Annotated in this window: 20 protein-coding genes, 1 pseudogene and 1 riboswitch; of the genes and pseudogenes, 13 read left to right on the top strand and 8 right to left on the bottom strand. The window is 65.9% G+C overall.

Annotated elements, in window-relative coordinates:
- Positions 1-768 precede the first annotated feature (768 nt).
- Positions 769-1296, bottom strand: a complete 528-nt coding sequence (locus HMPREF2990_RS02590; protein WP_070762581.1) for a hypothetical protein — start codon at positions 1294-1296, stop codon at positions 769-771.
- Positions 1297-1313: 17 nt separating this feature from the next.
- Positions 1314-1449: riboswitch (SAM riboswitch) on the bottom strand.
- A gap of 37 nt (positions 1450-1486) precedes the next feature.
- Between HMPREF2990_RS02590 and HMPREF2990_RS02595 the strand changes: the two genes are divergently transcribed.
- Complete coding sequence (locus tag HMPREF2990_RS02595) at positions 1487-2323, top strand: esterase/lipase family protein (RefSeq protein ID WP_083316968.1); 837 nt, start codon at positions 1487-1489, stop codon at positions 2321-2323.
- Here HMPREF2990_RS02595 and HMPREF2990_RS02600 read toward each other — a convergent pair.
- Complete coding sequence (locus HMPREF2990_RS02600) at positions 2320-4002, bottom strand: VanW family protein (protein WP_371574912.1); 1683 nt, start codon at positions 4000-4002, stop codon at positions 2320-2322. The two genes, HMPREF2990_RS02595 and HMPREF2990_RS02600, sit on opposite strands and share 4 nt — an antisense overlap.
- A 22-nt stretch (positions 4003-4024) precedes the next feature.
- On the bottom strand, positions 4025-5233 hold the full coding sequence (locus tag HMPREF2990_RS02605) for a glycoside hydrolase family 3 N-terminal domain-containing protein (RefSeq protein ID WP_070762597.1): 1209 nt from the start codon (positions 5231-5233) through the stop codon (positions 4025-4027).
- Positions 5234-5300: 67 nt separating this feature from the next.
- Between HMPREF2990_RS02605 and HMPREF2990_RS02610 the strand changes: the two genes are divergently transcribed.
- Entirely contained in the window at positions 5301-5510 is a 210-nt protein-coding gene (locus tag HMPREF2990_RS02610) for a DUF2613 family protein (RefSeq protein ID WP_038592762.1), read from the top strand.
- A gap of 48 nt (positions 5511-5558) precedes the next feature.
- Positions 5559-7214, top strand: a pseudogene (locus HMPREF2990_RS13310) (alpha-(1->3)-arabinofuranosyltransferase family protein); the annotation flags it as partial.
- Positions 7215-8398: 1184 nt separating this feature from the next.
- Here HMPREF2990_RS13310 and HMPREF2990_RS12355 read toward each other — a convergent pair.
- Positions 8399-9448: an acyltransferase family protein gene (locus HMPREF2990_RS12355; RefSeq protein ID WP_246817411.1), complete on the bottom strand. Its 1050-nt coding sequence runs from the start codon at positions 9446-9448 to the stop codon at positions 8399-8401.
- Positions 9449-9493: 45 nt separating this feature from the next.
- Between HMPREF2990_RS12355 and HMPREF2990_RS02625 the strand changes: the two genes are divergently transcribed.
- Both HMPREF2990_RS02625 and HMPREF2990_RS12880 read left to right on the top strand, forming a co-directional pair.
- Complete coding sequence (locus HMPREF2990_RS02625; protein WP_070762584.1) at positions 9494-10219, top strand: porin PorA family protein; 726 nt, start codon at positions 9494-9496, stop codon at positions 10217-10219.
- Positions 10203-11642, top strand: coding sequence for an MmpA family trehalose lipid delivery protein (locus HMPREF2990_RS12880; RefSeq protein ID WP_070762585.1), 1440 nt, complete (start codon positions 10203-10205; stop codon positions 11640-11642). The genes HMPREF2990_RS02625 and HMPREF2990_RS12880 overlap by 17 nt, the downstream gene beginning before the upstream one ends.
- Here HMPREF2990_RS12880 and HMPREF2990_RS12655 read toward each other — a convergent pair.
- Positions 11567-12034 (bottom strand): hypothetical protein, encoded by a 468-nt coding sequence (locus HMPREF2990_RS12655; protein ID WP_141757770.1) that lies wholly within the window; start codon positions 12032-12034, stop codon positions 11567-11569. The two genes, HMPREF2990_RS12880 and HMPREF2990_RS12655, sit on opposite strands and share 76 nt — an antisense overlap.
- 233 nt (positions 12035-12267) lie before the next feature.
- Between HMPREF2990_RS12655 and HMPREF2990_RS02635 the strand changes: the two genes are divergently transcribed.
- Together HMPREF2990_RS02635 and HMPREF2990_RS02640 are read left to right on the top strand one after the other, a co-directional pair.
- On the top strand, positions 12268-12513 hold the full coding sequence (locus tag HMPREF2990_RS02635) for a three-helix bundle dimerization domain-containing protein (protein ID WP_070762586.1): 246 nt from the start codon (positions 12268-12270) through the stop codon (positions 12511-12513).
- Between the two features lie 340 nt (positions 12514-12853).
- On the top strand, positions 12854-13309 hold the full coding sequence (locus HMPREF2990_RS02640) for a DIP1984 family protein (RefSeq protein ID WP_070762587.1): 456 nt from the start codon (positions 12854-12856) through the stop codon (positions 13307-13309).
- Here HMPREF2990_RS02640 and HMPREF2990_RS02645 read toward each other — a convergent pair.
- The gene (locus HMPREF2990_RS02645) at positions 13306-14376 is read right to left on the bottom strand and encodes a glycosyltransferase family 4 protein (RefSeq protein ID WP_070762588.1); all 1071 of its coding nucleotides are present in this window, start codon (positions 14374-14376) and stop codon (positions 13306-13308) included. The two genes, HMPREF2990_RS02640 and HMPREF2990_RS02645, sit on opposite strands and share 4 nt — an antisense overlap.
- Positions 14377-14380: 4 nt before the next feature.
- Between HMPREF2990_RS02645 and HMPREF2990_RS02650 the strand changes: the two genes are divergently transcribed.
- Positions 14381-15130 (top strand): class I SAM-dependent methyltransferase, encoded by a 750-nt coding sequence (locus HMPREF2990_RS02650; RefSeq protein ID WP_070762589.1) that lies wholly within the window; start codon positions 14381-14383, stop codon positions 15128-15130.
- A 106-nt stretch (positions 15131-15236) separates the two neighbouring features.
- Positions 15237-15656, top strand: a complete 420-nt coding sequence (locus HMPREF2990_RS02655; protein ID WP_038592799.1) for a hypothetical protein — start codon at positions 15237-15239, stop codon at positions 15654-15656.
- Between the two features lie 294 nt (positions 15657-15950).
- On the opposite strand, the gene HMPREF2990_RS02660 is transcribed toward HMPREF2990_RS02655, so the two are convergent.
- Both HMPREF2990_RS02660 and HMPREF2990_RS02665 read right to left on the bottom strand, forming a co-directional pair.
- Positions 15951-16673 carry a hypothetical protein gene (locus HMPREF2990_RS02660; protein ID WP_239246562.1) on the bottom strand — a complete coding sequence of 241 codons (723 nt, stop codon included), beginning with the start codon at positions 16671-16673 and terminating at the stop codon, positions 15951-15953.
- A gap of 137 nt (positions 16674-16810) precedes the next feature.
- Positions 16811-18637: a phosphoenolpyruvate carboxykinase (GTP) gene (locus tag HMPREF2990_RS02665; protein WP_070762590.1), complete on the bottom strand. Its 1827-nt coding sequence runs from the start codon at positions 18635-18637 to the stop codon at positions 16811-16813.
- 371 nt (positions 18638-19008) lie between these two features.
- Here HMPREF2990_RS02665 and trmB point away from each other — a divergent pair, with 371 nt between their 5' ends.
- The 4 genes from trmB to HMPREF2990_RS02685 are packed head-to-tail and all read left to right on the top strand — an operon-like array spanning position 19009 to position 23836.
- Positions 19009-19788, top strand: coding sequence for a tRNA (guanosine(46)-N7)-methyltransferase TrmB (gene trmB, locus HMPREF2990_RS02670; RefSeq protein WP_070762591.1), 780 nt, complete (start codon positions 19009-19011; stop codon positions 19786-19788).
- A gap of 3 nt (positions 19789-19791) precedes the next feature.
- A complete protein-coding gene (locus tag HMPREF2990_RS02675; RefSeq protein WP_070762592.1) occupies positions 19792-20463 on the top strand; it encodes an NYN domain-containing protein in 672 nt (223 codons plus the stop codon).
- A 12-nt stretch (positions 20464-20475) separates the two neighbouring features.
- Positions 20476-22806: an MMPL family transporter gene (locus tag HMPREF2990_RS02680; RefSeq protein WP_070762593.1), complete on the top strand. Its 2331-nt coding sequence runs from the start codon at positions 20476-20478 to the stop codon at positions 22804-22806.
- Positions 22796-23836, top strand: coding sequence for a lysylphosphatidylglycerol synthase transmembrane domain-containing protein (locus HMPREF2990_RS02685; RefSeq protein WP_070762594.1), 1041 nt, complete (start codon positions 22796-22798; stop codon positions 23834-23836). The genes HMPREF2990_RS02680 and HMPREF2990_RS02685 overlap by 11 nt, the downstream gene beginning before the upstream one ends.
- Positions 23837-23970: the final 134 nt, after the last annotated feature.

Below are 23970 nucleotides of genomic sequence, written 5' to 3' on the forward strand. Positions count from 1 at the left end.
CGTGGCGCATCCACCGCATGATCGGGCCAAACCATCCTTCTCCAACGACTCGGATTCACCCGCGAAAGCGCCACTTACATTCGAATCAACGTCTCAAATGCAATCTTCCTTCACGAAGGAAAACCCCACCTGAACCCGATTCTCCTCGAAAGCTCGAACATCAACGTCCGCAAAGAAGCCAACGAAATCAGATACAACGTACCAGAAGCCTTCTCGATGCCTCTAACACCCTCGTCTGATACCCGCTAACGCAAGCACTCGCGCAGACCCCCTTAGGTCGAAACGCGCACCTGCCACGCGGACGTCATGGCGACGAGCGTCGGATCGCCGAACCTCCAGCGAAGTAGCGAGCAGCCCCAGAAACAACAAAACCCCTGCTCAACAGGGGTTCAAGGGGTCAAGCGGCTTTTATCATTTTCGACGTCTTAATATCCACTACTGCCAGGGGTTTTGTGGTTTCCCCTAGCTACAGGTCATGCAGCCTTTTGCGCTAAAAGTACTACCCCCGCACCGACTTTTTGTCCAACGCGGGGGTAATTTTTGTGGGTCAGCAGTTTTCGGAAAGATGCTTTCCTCTAGAAATAACCGGGCTAGATGGTGGCCTGGCTACATGACGAAACCTGCACGACGAAGATGTTGGAAAACCTCGGGGTTTTCGTCGTGCAGGGTTCGTCATCTAGCCCGGACGGAATGCTTTGTGCACCTGATGCGCTGCACGAGGTAGCGTTCGAGGGCTAAATGGAGCGGGCCCCGTTGAGGCACACCTCGCTACGCCCTGCACTGCCCGATCACCGTGTACGAGACCACGGCGGTGTCGCCGGATGCGAACTGGAGCACGTGCCATTTCGGGTGGAAGCGCGTCGCCGCTGCCAGCTGACGCGGGTTATGGAACCAGCCTTGGACCACGCCATCATCGTGTGCGAAGGTCACCTTCGTGCCTTCGACCTGCAGGACTTCGATGTCACGCCAGCTGCCCTCCTCGCGGTCGTTCAGCGCCCGCAGGATCGGGATCCAGTGAGGGCGGTGGCCGGAGGCGACGAGCTGGCAGTAAGTGTGGTCGGTAGGCACTCCACCTGCCGATTCTGCTGGGAGAGAAACGAGCTGGCCGTCGTCGTGCGAGCGCAGCTGGTTGCGTTCGGGCGAGAAGTCGAAGGCCGCACCGGCCCGACGGACGGCGTCGAGGGCGTCGAAGGGGGTGGCGAAGGCGCGGACGTGCAGCTCACCGTCCGCGTGGAACGTCAGGGTGGTGTGGTTGATGTTGTCAAGCTTGGCCGGAATCCAGGAAACGGATGCCATGATGGCTCTCCTTGTAAAAGTCGCACTTTCGGCGCGCGGGTGTGCAGACGCCGACAGATCTTCTCCCGGGGGCACCGTGCGCGAACAGCGCGGTTGCCAGCCGACGGGCCGGGAGGCCTTACCTTTAAGCGGGGCGCGTCGGACTTCGTGATCCGTGGCCAAGCATAGCAGCTCCCTTATGCTGGGGGTTATGAAGCTTGCGACCATGATGATTGCTGGTTCGGCCGCGATCGGTGCCGTGCAGGCTGCGCGCAACCGCCCGCCGCTGCCGTTTAATGACCCGGACTTTGCCCCCACCCACGAGTCCCCGGTGCTCTACATCCACGGGGTGACCAGCCGAAGCCGCGCCTTCCGACCGAACGCGGAGCGGCTTCGCGACGAGGGCTTCTGGGTTTGGGGCTACGACTACGGCGACATGTTCGCCCCCGGCTTCTACGGCATGGGCAACTTGGACAGCATTATCGAGGACGTACACGCCAACGTCGACCACGTATTGGAACAGACCGGGGCCAAGCAGTTGGACATTGTCGCCCACTCGCAGGGCGGGCTGATGACCAAGCTCTTCATCGCCAACGGGGGCGCGCCGAAGGTGCGGCGCGTGGTAGCGATGGGCGCGAACTTCCACGGCACAGACGTGCGCGGGCGGGCGACCCGGTTCGCACCGCTGATTTCCCGCTACCCGCGGGCGGCCTCCACGCTCGCCTCGCCGGGCGTGATCCAGCAGTTAGCCGATTCGCCGTGGGTTCGTACCCACCTCAACGTGCCGGATACGTACCCGGAGATCGTCTATACCTCCCTCTACTCGCCTGCGGACGTGCTGGTGACGCCGAACGAGACGTCGATGCTCGCGTCGGTAAGCGGGGCGGATGTGGTCAACATCAACGTCGCCGAGGCCTACGACGGTTACGCCCCGCGGCACGCGCTCATGGAGCGTGACCCACTGTTTATCGAGCTCACCCTGTGGGGACTCACCCGCGAGCGCGGCGAGCATACCCCGCCGCGCATCCCGTGGGCGGAGGAGGGCTAGCCGCACTTCACGATCGGCTCGGGGTCGTAGACCGTGGTTTGGGTTTCCTGGTCGATGAGGTTGCCCGAAAGATCGTAGATGCTGCGGGTATCCGAGGTGGTAAAGCCCGGCGCGCCACCCGACGGGATGCAACCCTCACCGGCCGCGTTGATGGTGTTGGGCTGGGTCTGCGCCCAGCGCCCGCCGTTGGAGGACTCCACGTTGACGTGTTTGACGCCCATGAGGCGCACGGTGATCTCGCCGCCGGAAACGCCCGTTTGGATGCGTACCGGGGTGGGCGAGTCATTGCGGAACTGCAGGTCGATTGCGCCCTCGTAGACGGTGGCTTCGCGCCCGGCCGGGTAGCGGGAGATGTAGTAGGAGTGCGGCGTGTGCGCGATGTCGGTCATGCCGCCGAAGTAGGCGGCGTTGTACAAGGTGGTGGCGAACTGGGAGATGCCGCCGCCGACGGCCATGCCGGAGCGACCGTTGATGATGATGCCGGATTCCACGTACCCCTGTGCTGTGCCGCGTGGGCCGGTGTAGCCGTTGAGGGAGAAGGTCTCGCCGGGGTTCACAATCGCGCCGTTGACGGTCTGGGCCACGAGCGCGATGTTGGTGCCTGAAGCTCCGGAGAAGCCGCCGGTGGAAAAGGAGCTGACCTCCTGGTCAAACGTGGCGTTCTCGGCTTCCTCAGTGGTGAAGTCCGCTGGGACCGGTTTGTAGTCTGCGTCCCAGGTGCGCTCGCCGTCTCGCAGGAGGCGATCCTCGAATCCTGCGAAGGTGGCGTCCCAGTCCACGGCGATGCCGTCGGTAGACGGCTCAACGCCGCCGCCTTCGAGTACGCGGGCGTTGTGCATCTCGACCTGGGTGGCGTCGAGTGTTTCGCCCAGGATGGCGCCCGCGACGTCGCGGTGCACCTTGGGCACGATCGCGCCTTCCACGTTGGGGAACTCTACGACCTCGCCCATACGCTCGGCTGGGATCTCGACGGTTGCGTCCTCGCGGCCGTTGACGGTCAGCGGTCCGGACAGCGCTGTTTTCACGGGCCCATCCATTGCTTCCTTGATCACGTCGTCGTTGATCGCGGGCTGCACGGGCTCCGGTTCGACCTCAACGCCCTCAGGGTCGAGCCAGTTGCTGGTCACGGCCTCGCGCAGCGTGCCCGGGTTGACCTCTTGGCCCAGCTCCGGGTCTTTCACCTCGGCCTTGCCGCCTTCGATGTGGATGGCGCCGTCTTTCGGCGCGAGGTAGAGCTCGTCCTGCACGCGGGCAAGTTCCGGGCGCAGCTTGGCCTCGTCGACGCTGCTTCGGGCCTCTACTTCGTGCGTCCGGAACAGTCCTACCAGTCGCGGGATGGGGTTGGCGGACTGGATACCGGCAGCATCCACCGTGCCTTGCCAGTCAATGTCTAACCCCGCGTTGGCGGGCACGAGCTGCGCGCGCTTGCCTGCGGCGCTGATCTCCACCGGCGTGCCCGCTACCCCGCCGAGCTCATCTTTAAGGTGCTCGCGGGCCTCGTCGGGGGACATCCCGCCGATGGCGACGCCGCCCACGGTGGTCCCGCGTGGGACGTTGCCGCGGTTGAGTGCCAAGTCCGCCATGTAGATGGCCAGGACCACTGCGAGCAGGCCGAGGACGGTGCCGAGCGCGATCGTGCCCGCGCGGCTCCGAGACTTTTGCCGATGGGAAGTACTCACCTCACAAAGGGTACACAGGCCGCTATAATCCGACGTCGAGTAACTGCTGCTGGGTGCGCACCGCAGCCTCGTCGACGCGCGCCTCGGGCAGCTCCCCGGACTCCACAGCGGCGACCACCACATCAATCACGTGCGGGATATCCGCACCGGAGGACCACAGCGCCTGGTCAGCACCAGCAGCGATGGCGAGCTTGACCGCTTCCGGGGTCGGCGCGTAGTCCAGGATTCCGCGCATGCCGGACAAATCGTCGGTGACCACCACGCCGCCGAACGGCTCCCCGCCTGGGTAGTCACCCTCGCGCAGGATGCGGTAAGCCTCAGGATTCAGCGAGCTGGGCACGCCCTCAGGCCCCATCCCGGGCACGATCATGTGCCCCATCATCACGCTGGCGCGCGGAAAGCGGGCAAGCAGCGGGCCGAAGGGACGCATGTCTAGCTCGCGTACTTGGTCCAGCGGCGGGGTGACGGCAAGTTCGTGGTGCGTGTCGCCCGAGGCGCGGCCATGGCCGGGGAAGTGTTTGAAGGTGGGGGTGACGTGGGCGTCGATAAGCCCTTGCGCGAAGAGGGTGCCGACCCGCACGACTTCCTCGGGGTGGCCGCTGAAGGCGCGGTCGCCGACGATGGCGAGCCCGGTGACGTCGAGATCCAAAAGCGGGGCGTAATCCACGTTCACGCCGCGAGCGCGCAGGGCCCGTCCGATGTCGTAGCCGGTGCCTTGGATCACCTCGGGCGGGCGGGTGGCCAGCTCGCGCGGGGCCATGAACTGGCCGAGCACGTCGGTATGGCGCTGCACGCGCCCGCCCTCAAAGTCGATGGCGACGGAAAACGGGTAGCGGTACTCGGCGCGCAGCGCGTCGATGTTGTGGCCCTCGGCGGTCAGCAGCGCCGGGTCCGCCCAGCTGGGGATGATCAGCCCGCCGACGCCCTGATCCAAAGCTGCTCGCGCCTGCCGCTCGTTGCTCACGCCCACCACCATCAGCGAGGCCACCTTGGCGCGCAGGTCTTGCGGCACCCGCTGCTGGGCGGGGCTCGGCGCTGGCGGTGCTGGGGGCGCGGGCGGTTCAGCCGGTGGCGGCGGGGCGGGCGCTGCGACCTGGGGTGACTCCGGCTCGCTGGGCACGCGCGAGCTTAAAGAGAAGGCAAGGACCGCCGCGACGACAAGGCCGCCGACGGTGAGCGCCACCGCCCGCCATTGGGCCGGTTTAAGCGCTGGTTGTAGTTCCCGTGCCACGGACACACCCCCTCTATTTGTTCTGCGAAAACGCTACTAGTGTAGTCCTGCTGGTAGGCTTTCGCCCATGTCCCACCGAGTATTCAACCTGCCAGCGTCGTTGCCGCGCCGTGCGGCGAACCCGGTGCTCGCCTCCGCCGTCGTCGGGGTGGTCCTGGGTGTGGCCGGGGTGCTCGGCGTGGCGGCGGTCTCCGGGCAGAGCACCGTACCGCAGGGCGGTGCCGTCACGGCAGATGAGGCTGTGCTCGGCGGGCCGGAGTACGGCTCCCGGGAGTAGCCCTTGCGCGCGCACGTCGTCGGCTGGCTGCTGCTGGCCTGCACCGCGTTGTTCCAACCGCCAGGCGAGGTCGCCGCGGACACCAAGCTCAACCTGTTCGTCGACCCGGCGCGCTTTCTTTCCCGCGCCACCCACGCGTTTACGGACGAGTTCCCCTTGGGCCAGGTGCAGAACCAGGCCTACGGTTACCTCTTCCCGCAGGGGCCGTTCTTCTTGCTTGCCGACGCCATCGGCGCCCCCGAGTGGCTCGCGCAGCGCGCGTGGTGGACGCTGCTTGTATGCCTGGCGTACTCGGGTGCGCTCATCCTCGCGCGCCGTACCGGCGTGCGCGGGACGCTGCCGCAGGCCAGCGCCGCCATGCTGTACGCGCTCTCACCGCGCATCCTCACCACACTCACCGCGATCTCCTCAGAAGCCTGGCCGGTCGCGCTCGTGCCGTGGACGCTCATCCCGCTGACCCGCGCCCGCCCGCGCATCAGCGGTGCCGTGCTGGCGGTTGCCGCGATGGGCGCGGTCAATGCCACCGCTACCATCGCCGCCTGCCTGCCCGCGCTCATCTTTCTGCTCTACCGCCGCGCCTTTACCCAGGCCGCCCAGTTCGCCCTCGGCGCGGCGGCAGTCTCGGCGTGGTGGATCGGCCCACTGCTCGTCCTCGGCCGCTACTCGCCACCATTTACCGAGTTCATCGAATCCGCCGCCGTCACCACCGCCTGGCTCAACCCGATCGAAGTCCTGCGCGGCACCACCAGCTGGGCCCCCTTCGTCGATACGGAGCGCACCGCCGGCGCCTTACTCGTCGGCGAACCGGTCTTCGTGCTGGCCACCGCGCTCATCGCCGCTTTCGGCCTGGCCGGCCTTGGCCGCCGCCCCCCGTGGCGCGGTGTGTGGGTGGTCATGCTCGCCTGCGGCTTCGCGCTGTTGTGCTCAGCGCACTTTTTCGCCCCGCTTTTCGACGGCCCACTCGCCCCCTTTCGCAACCTCCACAAATTCGACCCACTCGTCCGCCTGCCCCTGGTCATGGGCGTGGGCCATCTGCTCGCGCGCGTCGACCGTCCCCGCGCCGCGGGCATAGTGCTCGCAGGCGCGGTCGCCGTGGCCCCGGCCTGGTCGCTGCGCCTGCTACCGGAGGGCACGTGGACGGAAATCTCCCCGCAGTGGGTCGCCGCGGGCGAGTGGCTCGACGAGCACGCCGCGGGCACCCGCACCCTCGTCGTACCGGCGTCTTCCTTTGCCCGCCAAGACTGGGGCTGGACCCGCGACGAACCGATCCAGGCGCTGACGAATACCCGCTTCGCCTTCCGCGACGCCGTCCCTCTCGTCGCCCCGGAAGCCATCCGCGGCCTCAACGGGCAGGTCCACGCGGTCGATCCGGAGGCGCTACGCGCCATCGGCGTCGGCGCGGTGGTCGTCCGCCACGACCTCGAGGGCGCCGACGCCCACGCCGCAGACTATGCCGCGCGCAACCTGGGCGAGCCCGCCGCCAGCTTCCGCGGGGACTCCGGCTCTGGCGTCGATATCTACCTGCTCGAGCCGAACCGCGACGCGATGCTCACGGACGCAGCACCAGTGACCGTTGACGGCGGCGGCGAAGTGCTCCCGCTGCTGTGGGCTGAGTACGGGTATTTTCCGGCACGGCTCGTCGATAAGCAGGCCCAACCGGACATCATCACCGACACGCCCGCACTTGCCGAGCGCAACTACGGCACACTCCACGGCGCGCAATCCGCGCACCTTGCCGAAGGCGAGGGCGGCAACGTGGGCAACCGACTGCCCGACTACCCGTCGGCGGGCACGCGCGTGGCCGTGGCTGAAGACGGCGGGCGGGCGCGCGCCTCCTCCTCGGCGGCAGACGCGGGCGCGTTCGGGGGTGCTGTGCCCAGCGCGTCGCTGACCAGCGCCTTCGACGGGCTTGCCGAGACCGCGTGGTGGCCCGCGCCGGGCGATCGCGACCCTTGGATCGAGGTTCCGCCCGTGGCTGAGCGGCTGACGATTACGGCGACGCGGGATACCGTCGTCACACTGTCCGGCGGGCCAGAGCGCCGCGTCACCCTCGTCGCGGGCGAGCCGCGCACCATTCGCGCCCCGGGCACCACGCGGATCGAGTTGACCGAGCGGGTCGGTATCGCTGAGCTGGACGCGGGCCCATCCCGCATCGTGGAGGTCGAGGGCACCGCCGATACGTATTTCTTCCAGCGCCACTTCCCAGACACGCAAGTCATCCAGCGCCGCTTCACCACTGCCGCCGACGCCACCTGGCGCATTAGCGCGCCCGCCACCATCGACGGCACCCGCCACGCCGCAGGCGAAGTCGAGCTGCCCGCAGGCACCCACGAGCTGTTCACCCGCCGCGAGACCATCACGCTTTCCCGCGACCGCGTGCCCACCGCTGCGTGGGAGGCGCTTCCCGCCACGATCGCACCTGCCGACCACCCGCGCACCATCATCACCACCCGCGCCTTCAACGCCGGGCTGCGCGCCACCGTCGGTGAAACGGCGCTCGAGCCCACGCTTATCGACGCCGCAACCCAGGCCTTCACCCTCCCCGCCGGAGCATCCGGCGAGTTCCGCATGCACTTTGCCGGCGAGGCAGCGTACCGGAACTCGCTGCTTATCGGCGGCGCGTTTTCCGCGCTGGTCGCTCTAGCTTGCCTGGGTGTTGTGGTGCGCAGGCGTAGTGCCGAGCCGTTTGAGCCGCGGGAGCTGCCCCGTATTGACCGCGCCGCGCCGCTGCTCGCCGCCGTCGCCGCAGGCCCCGTCACCGGCCTGGTCGCTGGGGTATCCGCGTGGGCGATCCGGCGCTACACGCTCCTGCCAGCCAGCTGGTTGTCCTCGGGTGCGCTGGTGGTTGGCGGGCTGGTGCTGGCGCGGGCCCCGTGGCCGTCGGCAAGCTATGCGGGCTCGACGCTGCTGCCGGTTGTCGGCTGCTTCGCGGTGGCGTGCCTGGCGTGGCCGGACCGGGAGGAGTCGCGCCGCGCCAGCACCGCGCGCACCAGCCGCGCGCCGGGCACCTCCACCAACTCGTAGGAGATATAGCCGACGGCCAGGCTCGCGGCCGCCGTCACCACTAAGACGAGCGCGAAGTTGCCGCCGAAGACGGGCACCCCGAGCACGGGGAAGACCAGGTCAAGCACCGCCATGTGCCACAGGAACACGGAGTAGGACCAGCGTCCGCTAAGAAGCGCCGGCCGCGAGGACAGCAGCGTGCCGTGATCGCGGGGGCCGAGCGCGTAGGGCACGACGAACAGGGCGGCGAAGCACGCGCCGAGCAGGACGCGCACGTTGAACTCAGCCGGGGTGGGGTGGATCAGCCCCTCCGGGCCGACGACGCCTGCGACCCACGCCACCGGCATTGCCAGCAACGGGAACGGCCAGCGCGGTCCCCGGTAGCGCACGCCGGCGCGCTCGAGCTCCGCGCACACGAGCCCGACGGCAAACCAGGGGGTGTATGACGGCGGCCAGATCTGCAGGTTGACTACCTCGGGGTCGGAAAACGGCTCGATCACCCACGGCCACACCAGACCGATGACCACGCTGACAGCCAGCACCACCCAGCGTACCCGCCCACGGAACGCCAGGTAGAGCGGTAGCACCAGGTAAAAGGCCACCTCCACGCACAGCGACCACAGCTGGGTCAGACCGGCGATGAGCCCATCGGGCACATAGATCTGCACCATGAACAGGTTCGCCACCGCCTGGCCCGCGCTCACCTCACTCAGGGCGGGAAGCGCCAGCAGCACGACTGCCACGCACACCACGTACGCGGGCACGATGCGGGCAACGCGGCGCGCGAAGTACCCGGGGCGCGGCCCGCGCCGGGCGAGCACGAACGCTGAGAGCGCGTAGAAGACGGCGACGAAGTAGTCGAAGCGCGCGAGCAGTGGCGAATCGTTCGCGGTCTGGAACGCGACGTGCGTGATGAGGATCCCGAGGGCGGCCACGCCGCGCAGGCCCTCGAGTTCTGGCAGTAGGTTAGAGTTTCTGGTGTGGGTTTCGGTGAGCTGTTCGATGTGGACATTGTAAAGAAGCGCAAGCTGGCGTGGGCCGCCGGCATCGTGGTCGTCGCGCTGGCGTGCAACCTCGCTTCCCCCATCGTCATCGCTTACCAGCGCCCGCTTGCAACGGGCACGCAGTCCATGCGCTTCGACGGCCCCGACGGCCAGCAGTTCACACGCACGACCACGCTGGAGAAATCCACCGAGCCGGACCCCGAGACGGGCAAGGAGAAGGACGTCTACACGCTGACCACCGAGCAGGACGGCCCCGAAGCGTACACCGACGCCTTCCAGATCAACCCGACCACGGCGTTCCCGGAGAAGGATCGCCACGGCGTCGGCGTCTACCTGCCGTATCGCCCGGAGCGCCGCTCGTACCCGTACTTCGATCCGCGCTCGCAGACCACGGTGCCGCTCGACTATCTCGGCCCGGGCTCGGTCGGCGGGCTGGAAACCTACCAGTACCGCGCCACGCTTCCCGACGACGCCCAGCGCACCGTCGATGTCGAGCGCCGCACCGGCATGCTTCTCGACGAATCGTGGTCCCTCCCCTCCGGCGTCTGGATACTCAGCGAGGACTCCAAGGTCGACTCGGTCGACACCGCCCGTGGGAAGGTCGCCTGGCTGCGGGCCTTGCAGATCATGGCGTTGGTGACCCGGCTGATCGCTGTGGTTGCCCTTATTTGGGCGTTGGTGCTCCTTGCGCAGCGCAGCTAAATACCTTCTGCCCGCCTACGGTGCCCTGCTGGTCCTTGGCCTGAGCTGGCCGTTTTTCCTGCCCGGCGAGGCCTTCGCGCTACGCGACATGATGGTGCTGCCCGACATGGCGCTCACCCGCGCCTCCCTCGGCTTCGGCGACCTACCCGCGCGCAACGTCCCGCAGGACGCGCTGCTGGGGATGGTCCCGTTTCCCGTTTTCTTCGTCCGCGCGCTCATCATCGGCGCAGCCGCAACCGCAGCGTTTGCCGGCCACCGGCTCGGCACCCACCCGCTGGGCAAAGCGGCGGCGATGACGGTCGCGGTGTGGAACCCCTTCGTCATCGAACGCCTCCTGCAGGGCCAGTGGTCACTCGCCGTAGCCGCGTGGCTTCTACCTCTGGTCGCCCTCGGCGGGCGGGCGGGACCGCTGGCGCAGTGGACGGCCTCGCTGACCCCGACGGGCGCGCTCGCCGCAGCGTGCTTCGTCCGCAACCGGGCAGGCGTGGTCATCGCGGTACTGGCCTGCGCCGCCTGGGTGGTCGCGGGCGCGCTCGCTACCGGGGGCGGAACCGCCACCGCGGCAAGCGCCGCCGCCTTCGCGCCGCGCGCGGAGCAGTACGTGGGCACACTCGGCGCGCTGATGGGCCTGGGTGGTATCTGGAACTCCGCGGCGGTCCCGGCCTCGCGCGCGGCGGGCTTCGCTCTCTTCGGCATCCCACTGTTTGTCCTGCTCGCGCTGGGCTGGCGCGCGGTCCCGCGCCGCTGGCTGGTCCTTGCCGGGGCAGGTTTTGCGGTCGCGCTCGCGTCCTGGGCGGGCCTGACCGAGCCGATCGTCACGCACATCCCCGGCGGTGGCCTTATCCGCGACGCGCAGAAGTGGCTCGTCCTGGCCATCCCGGCCTTCGTTACTGCGGCGGGGGCGCTCACACCGCGTCGCGCCGCGGCCGCGCTGGCGTGTGCGCTGTTGCAGGTGCCGGACGGCGCGGTGAGCGTCGAGAAGCTGCGGCCGGTCGCGGTGGACTCGCCGACCGTGGCGCATGCGGGCCGCGACGTCTTCTTCACCGACCGCGCCCCGCTTACACTCGTGCGCGGCGAGCCGACCGTCGATCCGGCGCCGAAGCAGATGAATGCGGTGGAGTCCGGGGCCCTGCTTGTCGACGGCACACTTGTCGACCCGCCCTCACCCCGGTGGCTCGCAGCGCACGAGGCCGTTTCGCAGGAGCCGGTGGATACGGCGCGGCTGCGCGAGCTCGAGATCGGACTCGTGGTGTACCCGGACGGGCACGTCCTGGAGACGGGTGCACCTGCGCGCGGGCTGCCGCCGGTGGGCCTGGCGCTTTTCGCAGGTTACTTGGCGGCGCTTGGCTACGCGCTCGTTGCGTTCAAACGTTCGCGCAGTGCAGCAGCGAAAGTCGTGGGGTCCGCCACGGACACGGCGTAGTCGCCGTCTAGGGTGTTGATCCGTACTGTCGGGCCGCCAACGGAGTAACACTCAGCGCCGTCGACCTTCCGTGGTCCGCTTACGTGCGGTGGGAAGAACATCCACGACCACACGCTCGGTTGCGGACCTGCCGCTTCAACGTCGGTGACGCGCGCAAGCGGGATTGCGGTTTCGCGCCCTGCGAGGCGTAGGTGCAGCGCAGCGTCGTCCACACGCACGTGCAGGGTGATGCGCGCGTAGAAGAAGGCGTACGCAGCGAAGAGCGCTAAAAGGAGCCAGTCGAAAGGATCAGGGCGGAATCCTCCGACGAGAGGCACCACCAGCACCGTAGCCACAATCAGGACGACTAAGGGGACACCGTTTACCCTGCGGTTACCTTCGAGCTTGGCCATATCACAAGAGTAACAACACTCACGCCTATTTTTATTCACAAAATCGTCCTCCCGCGAAAAACGCCGCTACCTGCACATATTTACACTTTAGTTGGCCGCTACCAATTAATGACAAAGTCCAATCATTGAAACCCTTGCACTAACCGCCCACCCCGGCTAAAGTTAACCGCAGATGAACAAAAGGTTACATACCCGGTAGTCCGGGGGAACTACCACGAATAAAGGAGCACATCATGCAGGACATCAACAACATCGACTTTTCCATCATCCGCGAGCGCGCACTGCGCAACATCCGCGAGGATCTGATCGCCGAGTGGTCGGGCGAGTTCCCCGCCGATGAGATCGGCGACGCCTTTGACGCAGTACTCAGGGCTCACCGCCGTGACGCCACCCTGGACCACTTCATCCCGGTCCTGGTCGAGGCAGAGATGAGCGCGCGTCTGCGCTCCGGCAACCTGTGGCCGGCCACCGCAGCCTAAATTTTTCAGCAACCGCGGCCCCTTCTCCCAGCGAGAAGGGGCCGCGGTTTTGTTATGCTTGTGTGCATCATGCTGTCGGTAGCGGGAACACCCGGGATCTGCGGCGTGCGTCTTAGCGAACACTCACCCGTGTCAGCCCGGGCAATGGCTGGCGACTCTGATCAGGCCCTTCGCCGATGGGCTACCCCTCATAGAGCACCGGCCTGCATCGAGTACACGCGCACTCCCAATCAAGGGAACGCACACATAATTGAGTACCACCGAAGTGTTGGAAGGCGCGCCCGCCCCTGGGCCCCGTGAGGGTTGGGATACGGGGACGCATACTTTGAAAGGGGCCACCATGTTGCTTGCAGAAGCACTCGCACAACGCGCCGAGGCGCAGCACCGCTTGGACGAGCTGCGCTCCCGCCTGATTGACCAGGCGCGCGTGCAGGAGGGCGACGAGCCCGCCGAGGACCCGGCCGAGCTGCTTAAAGAGGCGGCACACGTGCTGGAGCAAATTGAGGTTCTGGTGCGCCGCATCAACCACACCAACTCGGTCACACCGTTTGAGGGCGACGCGTCGCTGACCGACGCCATCGCACGCCGCGACGCACTCGTGCGCGCGGGCCGCTTCTACTCCGCGGTCGCGGACTCGGCCACGGAGCGCATGGACCGCTACTCGCGTTCCGAGGTGCGCTACGTCGCCACCGTGGATGCAGCCGCGCTGCGCAAGATGGCGGACGCCGCCTCCAAGGAGTACCGCCAGCTGGACACGAAGATCCAGCAGCTGAACTGGTCCACCGAGCTGCGTTAACTCCCCACCACGTCATCGAGCACCGCGGCGAACTTCGCCCCGGTGGCCTCCCACGAGTACTCGCCGGCACGCGCTTGAGCTGCGGTGCCGAGCCGGTGGCGTAGGTTGGCGTCGGCAAGCAAGCGCTCCACGGCCTGGCTGAACTGCGCCTTGGTGTCGACGAGCACGCCGGTCTCCCCGTCGATGATGGAGTCGTTGACCCCGCCGGCGCTGCGGTAGCCGATGGTCGGCACGCCGTGCGCCGCGGCCTCCACGACCGCGATGCCCCAGCCTTCTTTCGCGCTCGGCATGAGGTGCAGCGCCGCGCGAGAGAGCAGGGCGTGCTTGTAGGCGTCGTTGACGTGCCCGTGGAAGCGGATCTCGGGCCGGTCCGCCGCGTATTCGCGCAAGCGGTCCTCCCACCAGCCGGAGCCGATGATGTCGAGCACGACGTCCTTTTGCCCGGCGATCGCATCAATCGCGTGCTCAATGCGCTTGTGCGGCACCAGCCGCGACAGTGTCACCACGTGCACCTTCCCGTCGTCTGGCACAACGGGCAGCGCGTCCGGGATCGGGTCCACGCCGTTTTCCACGATCGCGATATCGCCCGCGTCCACGCCGAGCGCAACCAGATCACTTCTCGACGCCTCCCCCACCGTCACGTACCGCGCACCCCGATACACCCGCGGCGCCACCTTGGACTCTAAGAACCAGCCCAGCCGCCCAATGATCGGGCCCGCCACCGGCCACTGATCCTTGTGGCAGTGGTGCGTAAGCAGCACGACCGGCTGGCGCGTACACAGGCGCGCGAAAAACGGAATCCCGTTCTGCGTATCCACGATCACGTCCGGCCGATTGCGCCAGATGGACAGCGGCGCAAGCACGTACACGCCGTATTTGCCGCCGGCGCGCTCGAAACGGATGCCGCCGCGCGTGCTGCGCCGTGGCGCATCCGTGTGGCTGGAGGTGCGGAAAATGACCTCGTGGCCCTGCGCAGCCAGGTACTCGCCGACGCGCTCCAGGTAGCGTTCGCTGCCGCCGCCCTGCGGGTGGGTGGAGTCGCGCCAGCACATCAGCAGTATCTTCATTGCTATGTACCGTACCCGCCGGCTTGCCACGTTGACACGTTCGCTGCGCCTTCTGCGCTCGTTCACCTACGAGCAGTTCCGCCCCGCCGTGTTCTACTCCGGCTTGGCGCGCGATACCCGCTCGCTTCTCGACGCCCTGTGGCAGGACACCACCAACCCCAGCCCTTCCGGCCTCACCGGCCGGGCTGTGTTGGACGTCGGCGGCGGGCCCGGCTACTTCGCTGACGCCTTCGCGGACACCTTCTACGTCGGCATGGAACCCGACGTCTCCGAACTTTCCGCCGCAGGCCTTAGCGGCTTCGGCGCGGTGCGCGGCGACGGGGCACACTTACCTTTTGCCGATGGCTCCTTCGACCTCGTCTACTCCTCCAACGTGGCCGAACACATCCCCAACTGGCGCGCCATGGGCGAGGAGATGCTGCGCGTGGTAAAACCCGGCGGGCTGGTCGTGCTGTCTTACACCGTGTGGCTGGGCCCCTTCGGCGGCCACGAGACCGGGCTGTGGGAACACTACGTCGGCGGCGAGTTCGCCCGGCGTCGGTACGAGCGGAAACACGGAACACCACCCAAGAACGTGTGGGGCACCTCCCTGTTCGCGGTCTCCGCCCGCGAGGGGCTGACGTGGGCGGAGTCGACCGGACGGTTGCTCACCGCCTTCCCGCGCTACCACCCGCACTGGGCGTGGTGGTTCACGCGCGTGCCGGTGCTACGCGAGTTCGCGGTATCGAACCTGGTGCTCGTGCTGCGGGGGTAGGTTCGCCAGACTCCATTGCTCTTACCGGGTACTTGGTGGATAATCACCTTGATACGGCCGACAGTGGCAGCCCGTATCGATGATCCCCCTAAAGAGAAGGACAGCAATGCAACTCCCATCCCAAGTTCAAGCCGCCATGAAGCAATTGCCTTTCACCCTGCAAACTGTAGGAGCGCTTCTGGCCAGCGTGATTGCGCTGGTTTACATTGTGACAGCTATCGAGGTTGGGGGATCTTCCTCGAAGGCACCGACCGTAGAGCCCCGCGGCGAGAAGTCTGTAATCCAGGTCGTCACGGTAGATGGAAAGTCAGCAGGTGTATGCCAACTTGGAGGCCTGCGCCAGGAAAAAGTGCACTACACCGACAAGAATTCCGTCTACTACTGGGAGCTCAAGCCAGGCGAAGAACGCATTGACGCGTCCTGTTCTAACGCCGTTGCCCTTTCCTCCGGTAAGAGGCAGTTGGAAGGCCACGCGATAGTAAAGAGCTTCGAAGCACCACAAGTTGTCACCATCACTGTGCAATAGCGTCGAGCAGTAACGACGTACAAGGAGCATCGTGACACGGCAGTCCGTCTTCACTTCCGAACTTGTGGGATCTGCCAGCACGACGCGGCGATACATCACGATCGCGTGGTTTCTTAGCAGTCGACTCTTTAGGCCGCACACACCGTCTACCAGAGCGATGTTTGATCCTTGGGTAACTTGCGTTGAACCTTTCCATGGGTAAAATGGCGGTAGAGAAAGTGAGGACAAGGTCCCTCGCTATGAGTGAGGAAAGGTCTACAGGACAATTTGCGCCGGTAGGCTTTTCCTTTTTCTCTACTGGGGGCGGGCCGAGTAAATTTTCTTGACGGTGCTCGTGCCCGTGAGCCACTGCTCGAGAACTGGGTCTATGCTCCCAACCAGCGAAAAAGCGTCACCAATCACATCGAGCACGTCAACATTGAGCAAACTATCCATGTGCGACACTCGATTACGCAGCAAATGAAGGTGGGCTACTCTCCAGTACGTCGTGTGCCCGTCAGGATCTAATTCATACGGAAACGCTGCTTCTAGCGCTTCTTCCCACATCCGAACACGATTCCTGTTCTCTCTCTTCTCCGGATCAGCATCAGGGTGATGGTTAGGGAGAATGTCTTTCCACATCCCAAACATGGTGTTCGCCAATGCATCATCATGCGTAATCTCAGCCCCATAGCGAGGATGATCCATCGAACGATTGCCCGCAGACTTCCTCGCTCGTCTCAACGCCTCTCGTCGCTTGCCTTGAGTAAGGCCTCTCAGCGGGGAAGCCGGAGCGTCGAGAAGCCAACTAGGATTACCGGTTTCCCGACGGTTCCACTCCTGCAACTTCTCATTCATCGCGTTGCGAACAAGTACCTCAGTAATGCCCAATGTTACTTGAACCGATGCCCCCAACTCGACACTCCACCGATACAGCGCAAGAGCCCTTTTCTTGTTGCCGTCTGCAGCAGAAAGATATGGGGCCATCCGAGCTGCCCCCAGGGCACCAACTACCGCATCCCTCGTGACTGATTTCATAACTTGAATACTGCCACAGTAATGATGTAGAACAGCCCAAGTGAAGTGCCCAGGGATGTGATCAAAAGTCAACGCCCCGCCGCGAAACTCGCACAACAAAAGGCCCGCCACCTGGCGGGCCTTTTTGTATCAGCAAGTTAGGAGCGTGCTGCCTTCACGCGCTCGGAGAGCTGGTCGAGCTGGTCGAAGAGCTCCTTCGGCACGCGGGAGCCGAGGCCCTCGAGGTACTCGCGGGCGTCTTCCACATCGTGTGCCCACAGCTCCGGATCCGGGTACAGGGCTTCCTTGACGTCCTCGACTGGGGTATCCAGGCCGGTCAGGTCCAGGTCCTCCACCTTGGCGGTGTTGCCCACCGGGGTCTGGTCCGCGTCGACCTTGCCCTCGATACGGTCGACGATCCACTTCAAAACGCGGGAGTTGTCGCCGAAGCCCGGCCACAGGAAGCGGCCGTCCTCACCGCGGCGGAACCAGTTGACCAGGAAGATGGACGGCAGACGGTCGCCGCCGCGCTCGCCCATGTCCAGCCAGTTCTGGAAGTAGTCGCCGACGTTGTAGCCGATGAACGGCAGCATCGCCATCGGGTCGTGACGCAGGGAGCCAACCTTGGCCTCAGCGGAGGCGGCGGTCTGGCCGGAGGCGAGCATCGCGCCGATCAGGGTGCCGTGCTCCCAGCTCAGGGCCTGGGTGACAAGCGGGACGGTGTCCGGGCGGCGACCGCCGAACAGGATCGCGTCGAGCTTGACGCCCTTCCAATCGTCGAACTCGGGGGCTGCAGTCGGGCACTGCTCGATGGCCACGCAGTAACGGGAGTTCGGGTGTGCAGCCTTCTCGCTGGACGCCGGGGTCCAGTCGTTGCCGCGCCAGTCGATGAGGTGCTCCGGCGCCTCGCCGTCCATGTCCTCCCACCACACGTCACCATCATCGGTCAGCGCGACGTTGGTGAACAGGGTGTTGCCCGGCTCCATGGTGCGCATGGCGATCGGGTTGGACTTGTAGTTCGTACCCGGGGCAACGCCGAAGAAGCCGTTCTCCGGGTTGACGGCGTACAGGCCGTCCTCCTTCAGGTGCAGCCACGCAATATCGTCGCCGACGACCTCCGCAGTCCAGCCCTCCAGCGACGGGGTGATCATGGCCAGGTTGGTCTTGCCACATGCAGACGGGAACGCACCCGCGATGTAGTAGTTCTTGCCCTCCGGGCTGGTCAGCTTGAGGATGAGCATGTGCTCAGCCATCCAGCCCTCTTCCTTCCCCATCACGGAAGCAATGCGCAGGGCGTAGCACTTCTTGGCCAGGATGGCATTGCCGCCGTAGCCGGAGCCGTAGGACCAGATCTCCTTGGTCTCGGGGAACTGGGAGATGTACTTCGTGTCATTGCACGGCCAGGCGACGTCCTCTTCGCCCTCAGCCAGCGGTGCACCGACGGAGTGCAGACAGTGGACGAACTTATCGCCCTGAATCTTGTCCAGAGCTTCCTGGCCCATACGGGTCATCACGCGCATGGACATGACCACGTAAGCGGAGTCTGTCAGCTGCACGCCCAGCTTCGGGTCCGGGTCGCTGATCGGGCCCATGCAGAAGGGCACGACGTACATGGTGCGGCCCTTCATGGAACCGGAGAAGTGCTCCGTCATCTCTTCCTTGAGCGCGGACGGCTTCATCCAGTTGTTGGTGGGGCCAGCGCCCTCTTCCTCCTCGGTGGCAATGAAGGTGCGGGACTCCACGCGGGCAACGTCAGACGGGTTAGAGCGGGCCAGGAAGGAGTTCGGGCGCTTCTCCTCGTTGAGCTTGATCAGGGTGCCCTTCTCCACCAGCTCTGCGGCGAGACGGTCCCATTCCTCCTGGGAACCATCGGCGAAAACCACCTTGTCGGGCTGGAAGAGTTCTACAGCCTCGTTTACCCAAGCAATAAGTTCTTCATTATCGGTCGGAGCCGGGCCTTCCAAGCGTTGTACGGCAGTGGTCATGTGCTCTCCTTCATAGTTTTCGTCCGCGTATGTTCCCGCACATATCCTCGGGATTTCCAGAGTATCTGAAATAGGCTCGCCTCGAGTCCCCTTAGCATTACCCCAGGTGGCAAGCGACGATCTTGCGTGATCCACACCATAAAAATGCGTGCGTTTTTACCCTCCAAACCGCCCCATTCAGGGGTAGATGGGGACACCAAATCGGCAAAAGAATGGCGCTTGGTACTGGGAAAATGGGGGTCAACCGTGGGGTCAAACGGAAATCCCTGCCCGACATGACCGCACGCTACCCCCAAAGGTGGGGGGCAAGGGGGCGTCGATAAGCACTGCCCAAACTTGCATCCGCGCACGTCATGTGGACAATAATGACAATGAATACTCCTGATTTTTCTCAAACTCCCCGCGAGGGGACTGGCGAGCTGCCCGCCGGGCGGCCGCTGCAAACCGATTTTGGCACCGGCCTTGACTACCCGCGCCTCGGCTCGGTGACCTTCCGCCGCGGCACGCTCACCGACAACCAAGAGGCCCTGTTCAACGAGCACTGGCCGCGCCTGGGCAAGGTGCTGACCAACGAGACTGACGAGCATATCGACGTCGACGCGTGGTTCGGCCGCAGCGGCCACCCCACAACCCTGGAGATCGGCTCGGGTACCGGCACCTCCACCGCAGCGATGGCGCCGCTGGAGGCAGACACCAACATCATCGCCGTGGAGCTGTACAAGCCGGGGCTGGCCAAGCTGCTCGGCGCAGTTGTGCGCGGCGGGATCGAGAACGTGCGCATGGTGCGCGGCGACGGCGTGGAGGTGCTGGCCCGCATGTTCGGCGAGGAATCGCTCGACGGCGTGCGCATCTTCTTCCCCGACCCCTGGCCCAAGGCTCGCCACCACAAGCGCCGCATCATCCAGTCCGGCACGCTTAACCTCATCGCTACCCGCCTCAAGCCGGGTGGGGTGCTGCACGTGGCTACCGACCACGCCGACTACGCCGAGTGGATCGACGAGCTGGTCGATGTCGAACCCATGCTGGAGTACAAGGGTTGGCCGTGGGTGGATGCCCCGCTCCTGACCGATCGCCAGGTCATCACTAAGTTTGAGGGCAAGGGCCTCAACAAGGATCACGTGATCCGTGAATACCTCTGGGAGAAGAAGTAAGGCATGGTTTTGCAGGACAAGTCGCACCCGTACACCCCCGGCGCTCCCGCCGGGCCCGAGTCTTACCTCCTCGTCTGGGACGCGCCCAACCTGGACATGGGCCTTGGTGCCATCCTGGGCAGCCGCCCCACCGCCGCTTACCGGCCGCGCTTCGACGCCATCGGCCGCTGGCTGATCGATCTGGCGCAGGAGCGCTCCGCCGCCGTCGGCTCCGAAGTCGAGCCGGAGGCCACCGTCTTCACTAACGTCTCCCCCGCCAGCGCGGACGCCGTGCGCCCCTGGGTTGAGGCGCTGCGCAACGTCGGTTTCGCAGTCTTTGCCAAGCCGAAGGTGGACGAGGACTCGGATGTGGACCAGGACATGCTCGATCACATCCAGCGCCGCCAGGAGGAAGGCGTGCTGCGCGGTGTGGTCGTTGCTTCTGCCGACGGGCAGAACTTCCAGGAGCCGATCGAGCAGCTTGCCGACGCCGGCATCCCGGTCACAGTCCTCGGCTTCCACGAACACGCGGCCTGGGCGGTGCAGTCCGAAACCATCGATTTTGTGGACCTCGAGGACATCCCGGGTGTGTTCCGCGAGCCGCTGCCGCGCATCAACCTGGACCAGCTGCCCGAGGGCGGTGCCTGGATGCAGCCCTTCCGTCCGCTGTCCGCGCTGCTGCACAACAAGGACTAGGGAGCCAACACAGTGTTTTACAAGTGGGGCCACGCCGCATACCGCTACCGCCGGATCATCCCGCTGGTGGTCATTGCGATCATCCTGGTCATGCAGGTGCTCTTCGGCTCGAAGCTGGGCGAGCGCCTCTCCCAGGAGGGCTGGGAGGACCCGGGCGCGGATTCCACTGCCGCAGCCACAATCGAGCAGGACACCTTCGGCCGCGACAATGCGGGTGATGTGATCGTGCTGGTCACTGCGCCGAACGGGGTGCAGGACGAGGAGGTGATGCGCGCCGCGAACTCGCAGATCGGCGCGCTGCAAGAGAAGTACCCTGCGCAGATCGACCACGTCACCAGCTACTTTGCCAAGCCGAATCAGCAGCAGATCAGTCCGGATGGCACCCAGGCCTTCGCCGCAATCGGGCTCAAAGGCGACGGCGAGCAGACGCTGAAGGATTTCCGCACGATCGAGCCGGACCTACGTGCGATGGAGCTGCCAGGCGACGCGAAGGTGCAGATCGCGGGCGCGACCGCCGTCGCCGATGCGCTTGACGACGGCATGGCCGACGACATCGCCCGCGCCGAAAAAGTCGGCCTCGTCTTCGTCGCCCTCATCCTGCTGTTCGTCTTCGGCGGCGTGATCGCCGCGGCGATGCCGCTGATCGTGGGCATCCTGTCCATCTTGGGCTCCCTGTCACTGCTGTCGATCCTGGCGCAGTTCCAGCAGGTCAACATCTTCTCCCAGTCCGTGATCACCCTTTTGGGCCTGGGACTGGCTATCGACTACGGCCTGTTCATGGTCTCGCGCTTCCGCGAGGAGCTCGACCGCGGCCTGGACACGCGCGAGGCCGTCGCCGTGACCACCACGACGGCGGGCAAGACCGTGTTCTTCTCCGCGCTCATGGTGGGCGTGGCCCTGTCCGGCCTGCTCATGTTCCCGCAGGCGTTCTTGAAGTCGGTGGCTTACGGCGCGATCAGCGCGGTCGTCCTCGCTGCGGTGATCTCGGTCGCGGTGCTGCCCGCCCTGTTTGGCATGCTTGGCCCCCGCATCGACATGTGGTCGGTACGCCGCACTAGCCGCAAGGCCCGCCGCCTCGAGGACACCTTGTGGTATCGCATCCCCGCCTGGGCGATGCGCAACGCGAAGAAGATGGTCGTGGGCGTGACCGCCCTGCTCATCCTGATCACCGTCCCCGCCACCGGCATCACCTTCGGCGGCATCAACGAGTCCTACCTGCCGCCGACGCAGGAGACCCGCCAGGCCCAAGACGAGTTCAACGAGGCCTTCCCCGCCTTCCGCACCGACCCCGTCAAGCTGGTGGTCACGGGGGCGTCGAATGAGCAGCTTGTCGACGTCGTCATGCAGGCCCGCAACGTCGAAGGGCTTGCCAGCCCGCTCAAGCCCTCGCACCCGACACAGGACGGGACGACGATCCTGTCCGCCCCACTCGCAGACCGCAACGGCGGCCAGGAAGTCGTCGACGCGCTGCGCGCCATCGAGGCCCCGGAAGGGGTGACCACTTACGTCGCTGGCACCCCGGCCATGGAGGTCGAGTCCATCGAGGCGCTGCTTGAGCGGCTGCCGTGGATGGCGCTGTACATGGTGCTCGCCACCTTCCTGCTCATGGCGCTGCTCTTCGGCTCGCTCATCCTGCCTGCGAAGGCCGTCATTATGAACGTGCTGGGTATCGGCGCGACGCTGGGCTTCCTCACTGCCGTCTTCGTGGACGGTGTTGGCTCCGGCCTGCTCAACTTCACCGCCGGCCCGCTGATGAGCCCGGTGCTCGTGCTTATCGTGGCGATCCTGTACGGCCTGTCCACGGACTACGAGGTCTTCCTGGTCTCGCGCATGGTGGAGGCGCGCCACAACGGGGCGTCGACAGACGAGGCGATCAAGGACGGCACCGCGCACACCGGCGGCATCATCACCGCCGCGGCCGCCATCATGATCGTCGTCGCGGCCGCGTTCGCGATGAGCGACATCGTGATGATGAAGTACATCGCCTTCGGCATGATCTTCTCGCTGGCTCTCGACGCCACGATCATCCGCCTCCTGCTCGTCCCCGCCGTGATGCACCTGCTGCGTGAGGACAACTGGTGGGCACCCCGCTGGGTCAGGCGCGCCTACGAGTCGCTTGGTGAGGGGCGCGGCACTCAGCCTGCGCCTGCGGCGGCTAGTGCTCACGCCGAAGCGCGCGGCGGCGAGATGGCGGTCGGGGACGCGGTCGTCGATACGCAGCCGGCCCGCTCCGGCGTCACCGTTGCCGAGAACCGCGACCTGGTCCCCTTCGACGAGCTCATGCGCCAGCTGGAGGAGCGGCGCGCACTCGAGTACATGAGGAAGCGCGAGCTTGAGCAGTAACCTCGCCCGGTGGCTGCGCTGGCTCGCACCCGTGGCGCTGCTCGCGGTGCTGGCGGTGGTGTTCCGCAGCGAGCTCGGCTTCCTCAGCGAGGCGTTCGTGGCCCTGCGCCGCGCCGTCGCCACCTCACCCGGCCCGCTTGTCGGCGCAGTTATCGGCGCCTTCGGCGCGATTTTCGCCATGGCAGCGGTGATGAAAATCCTGCTCAACGTGGACGCCCCGCGCACCGACTTCAAGCGCACCGTCGCACTCACGCTCGGTTCCAACGCATGGTCGACCTCCGTGCCCGGCGGGCCCGCGCTCTCGGCGTGGCTGACCTACCGAGTGCAGCGCAGCTGGGGCGCATCAACCGGCCTGTGCGGCTGGTTCTTCGTCATCTCCGGGGCTCTGTCCACGGTATGGATGGTGCTGATCGGCCTGGTCGCCGTTGTCTTCCTCGGCGCTTCACTCTCCGTGACGACGCTGGTAAGCACGCTTGCGCTCACCCTCGCGGTCGTCGCCGGAATGTTCTGGGCCACGCGCAACCCCGACATCCTCACACGCTGGGCCCGCTACCTGCCGACGAGTGTGCGCGACCGGGTCACGAACGTGATCCAGCAGGTCTCACAGATCCGCATGAGCACCGGCCAGTTCGCGGCCGCTGCATTCTTTTCCCTGTGCAACCGACTCCTCGACTTGGTCGTGCTCTTCTTCTGCGTGTGGGCAGTGGTCGGCACGCCACCAGGCATGCAGCCGGGGCTCAACGAGGCCTCGCTCATGGGGGTCACGCTCGCGTTCATCATGACCAAGCTCGCCGGCGCCGCCCAGGTCACCCCGGGAGGGGTCGGCACCGTCGAGGCCGCCGCTGCCGCCTCGCTCGTTGCTGCGGGCATGACGCTTATCGACGCCACCGCCGCCACCCTCATCTACCGCATCATCTCCTTCGCACTCATCACCGCAATCGGCTGGGTCGTCCACGTCGGCTGCTACGCCGGGCGAGGCTACATGCTGGGTGCGCCGTCGCGGTCGGGGTCTGACTCCGGCGGGCAGTGACAGTTTTCGCAGTCTTCGTTGTTGTCACATGGTTTGTCGGCGAAGTTGTCGCCGTAGTCTTCGAGTTCGCATTGGAGTCGGGCGTGGTCGTTGCGTGATGAAGCTGGGGTTGCCCGCAAATCGTGGACACGTAG

Origin of the sequence: Corynebacterium sp. HMSC071B10 (assembly GCF_001814825.1) — a bacterium.
Lineage (GTDB): Bacteria > Actinomycetota > Actinomycetes > Mycobacteriales > Mycobacteriaceae > Corynebacterium.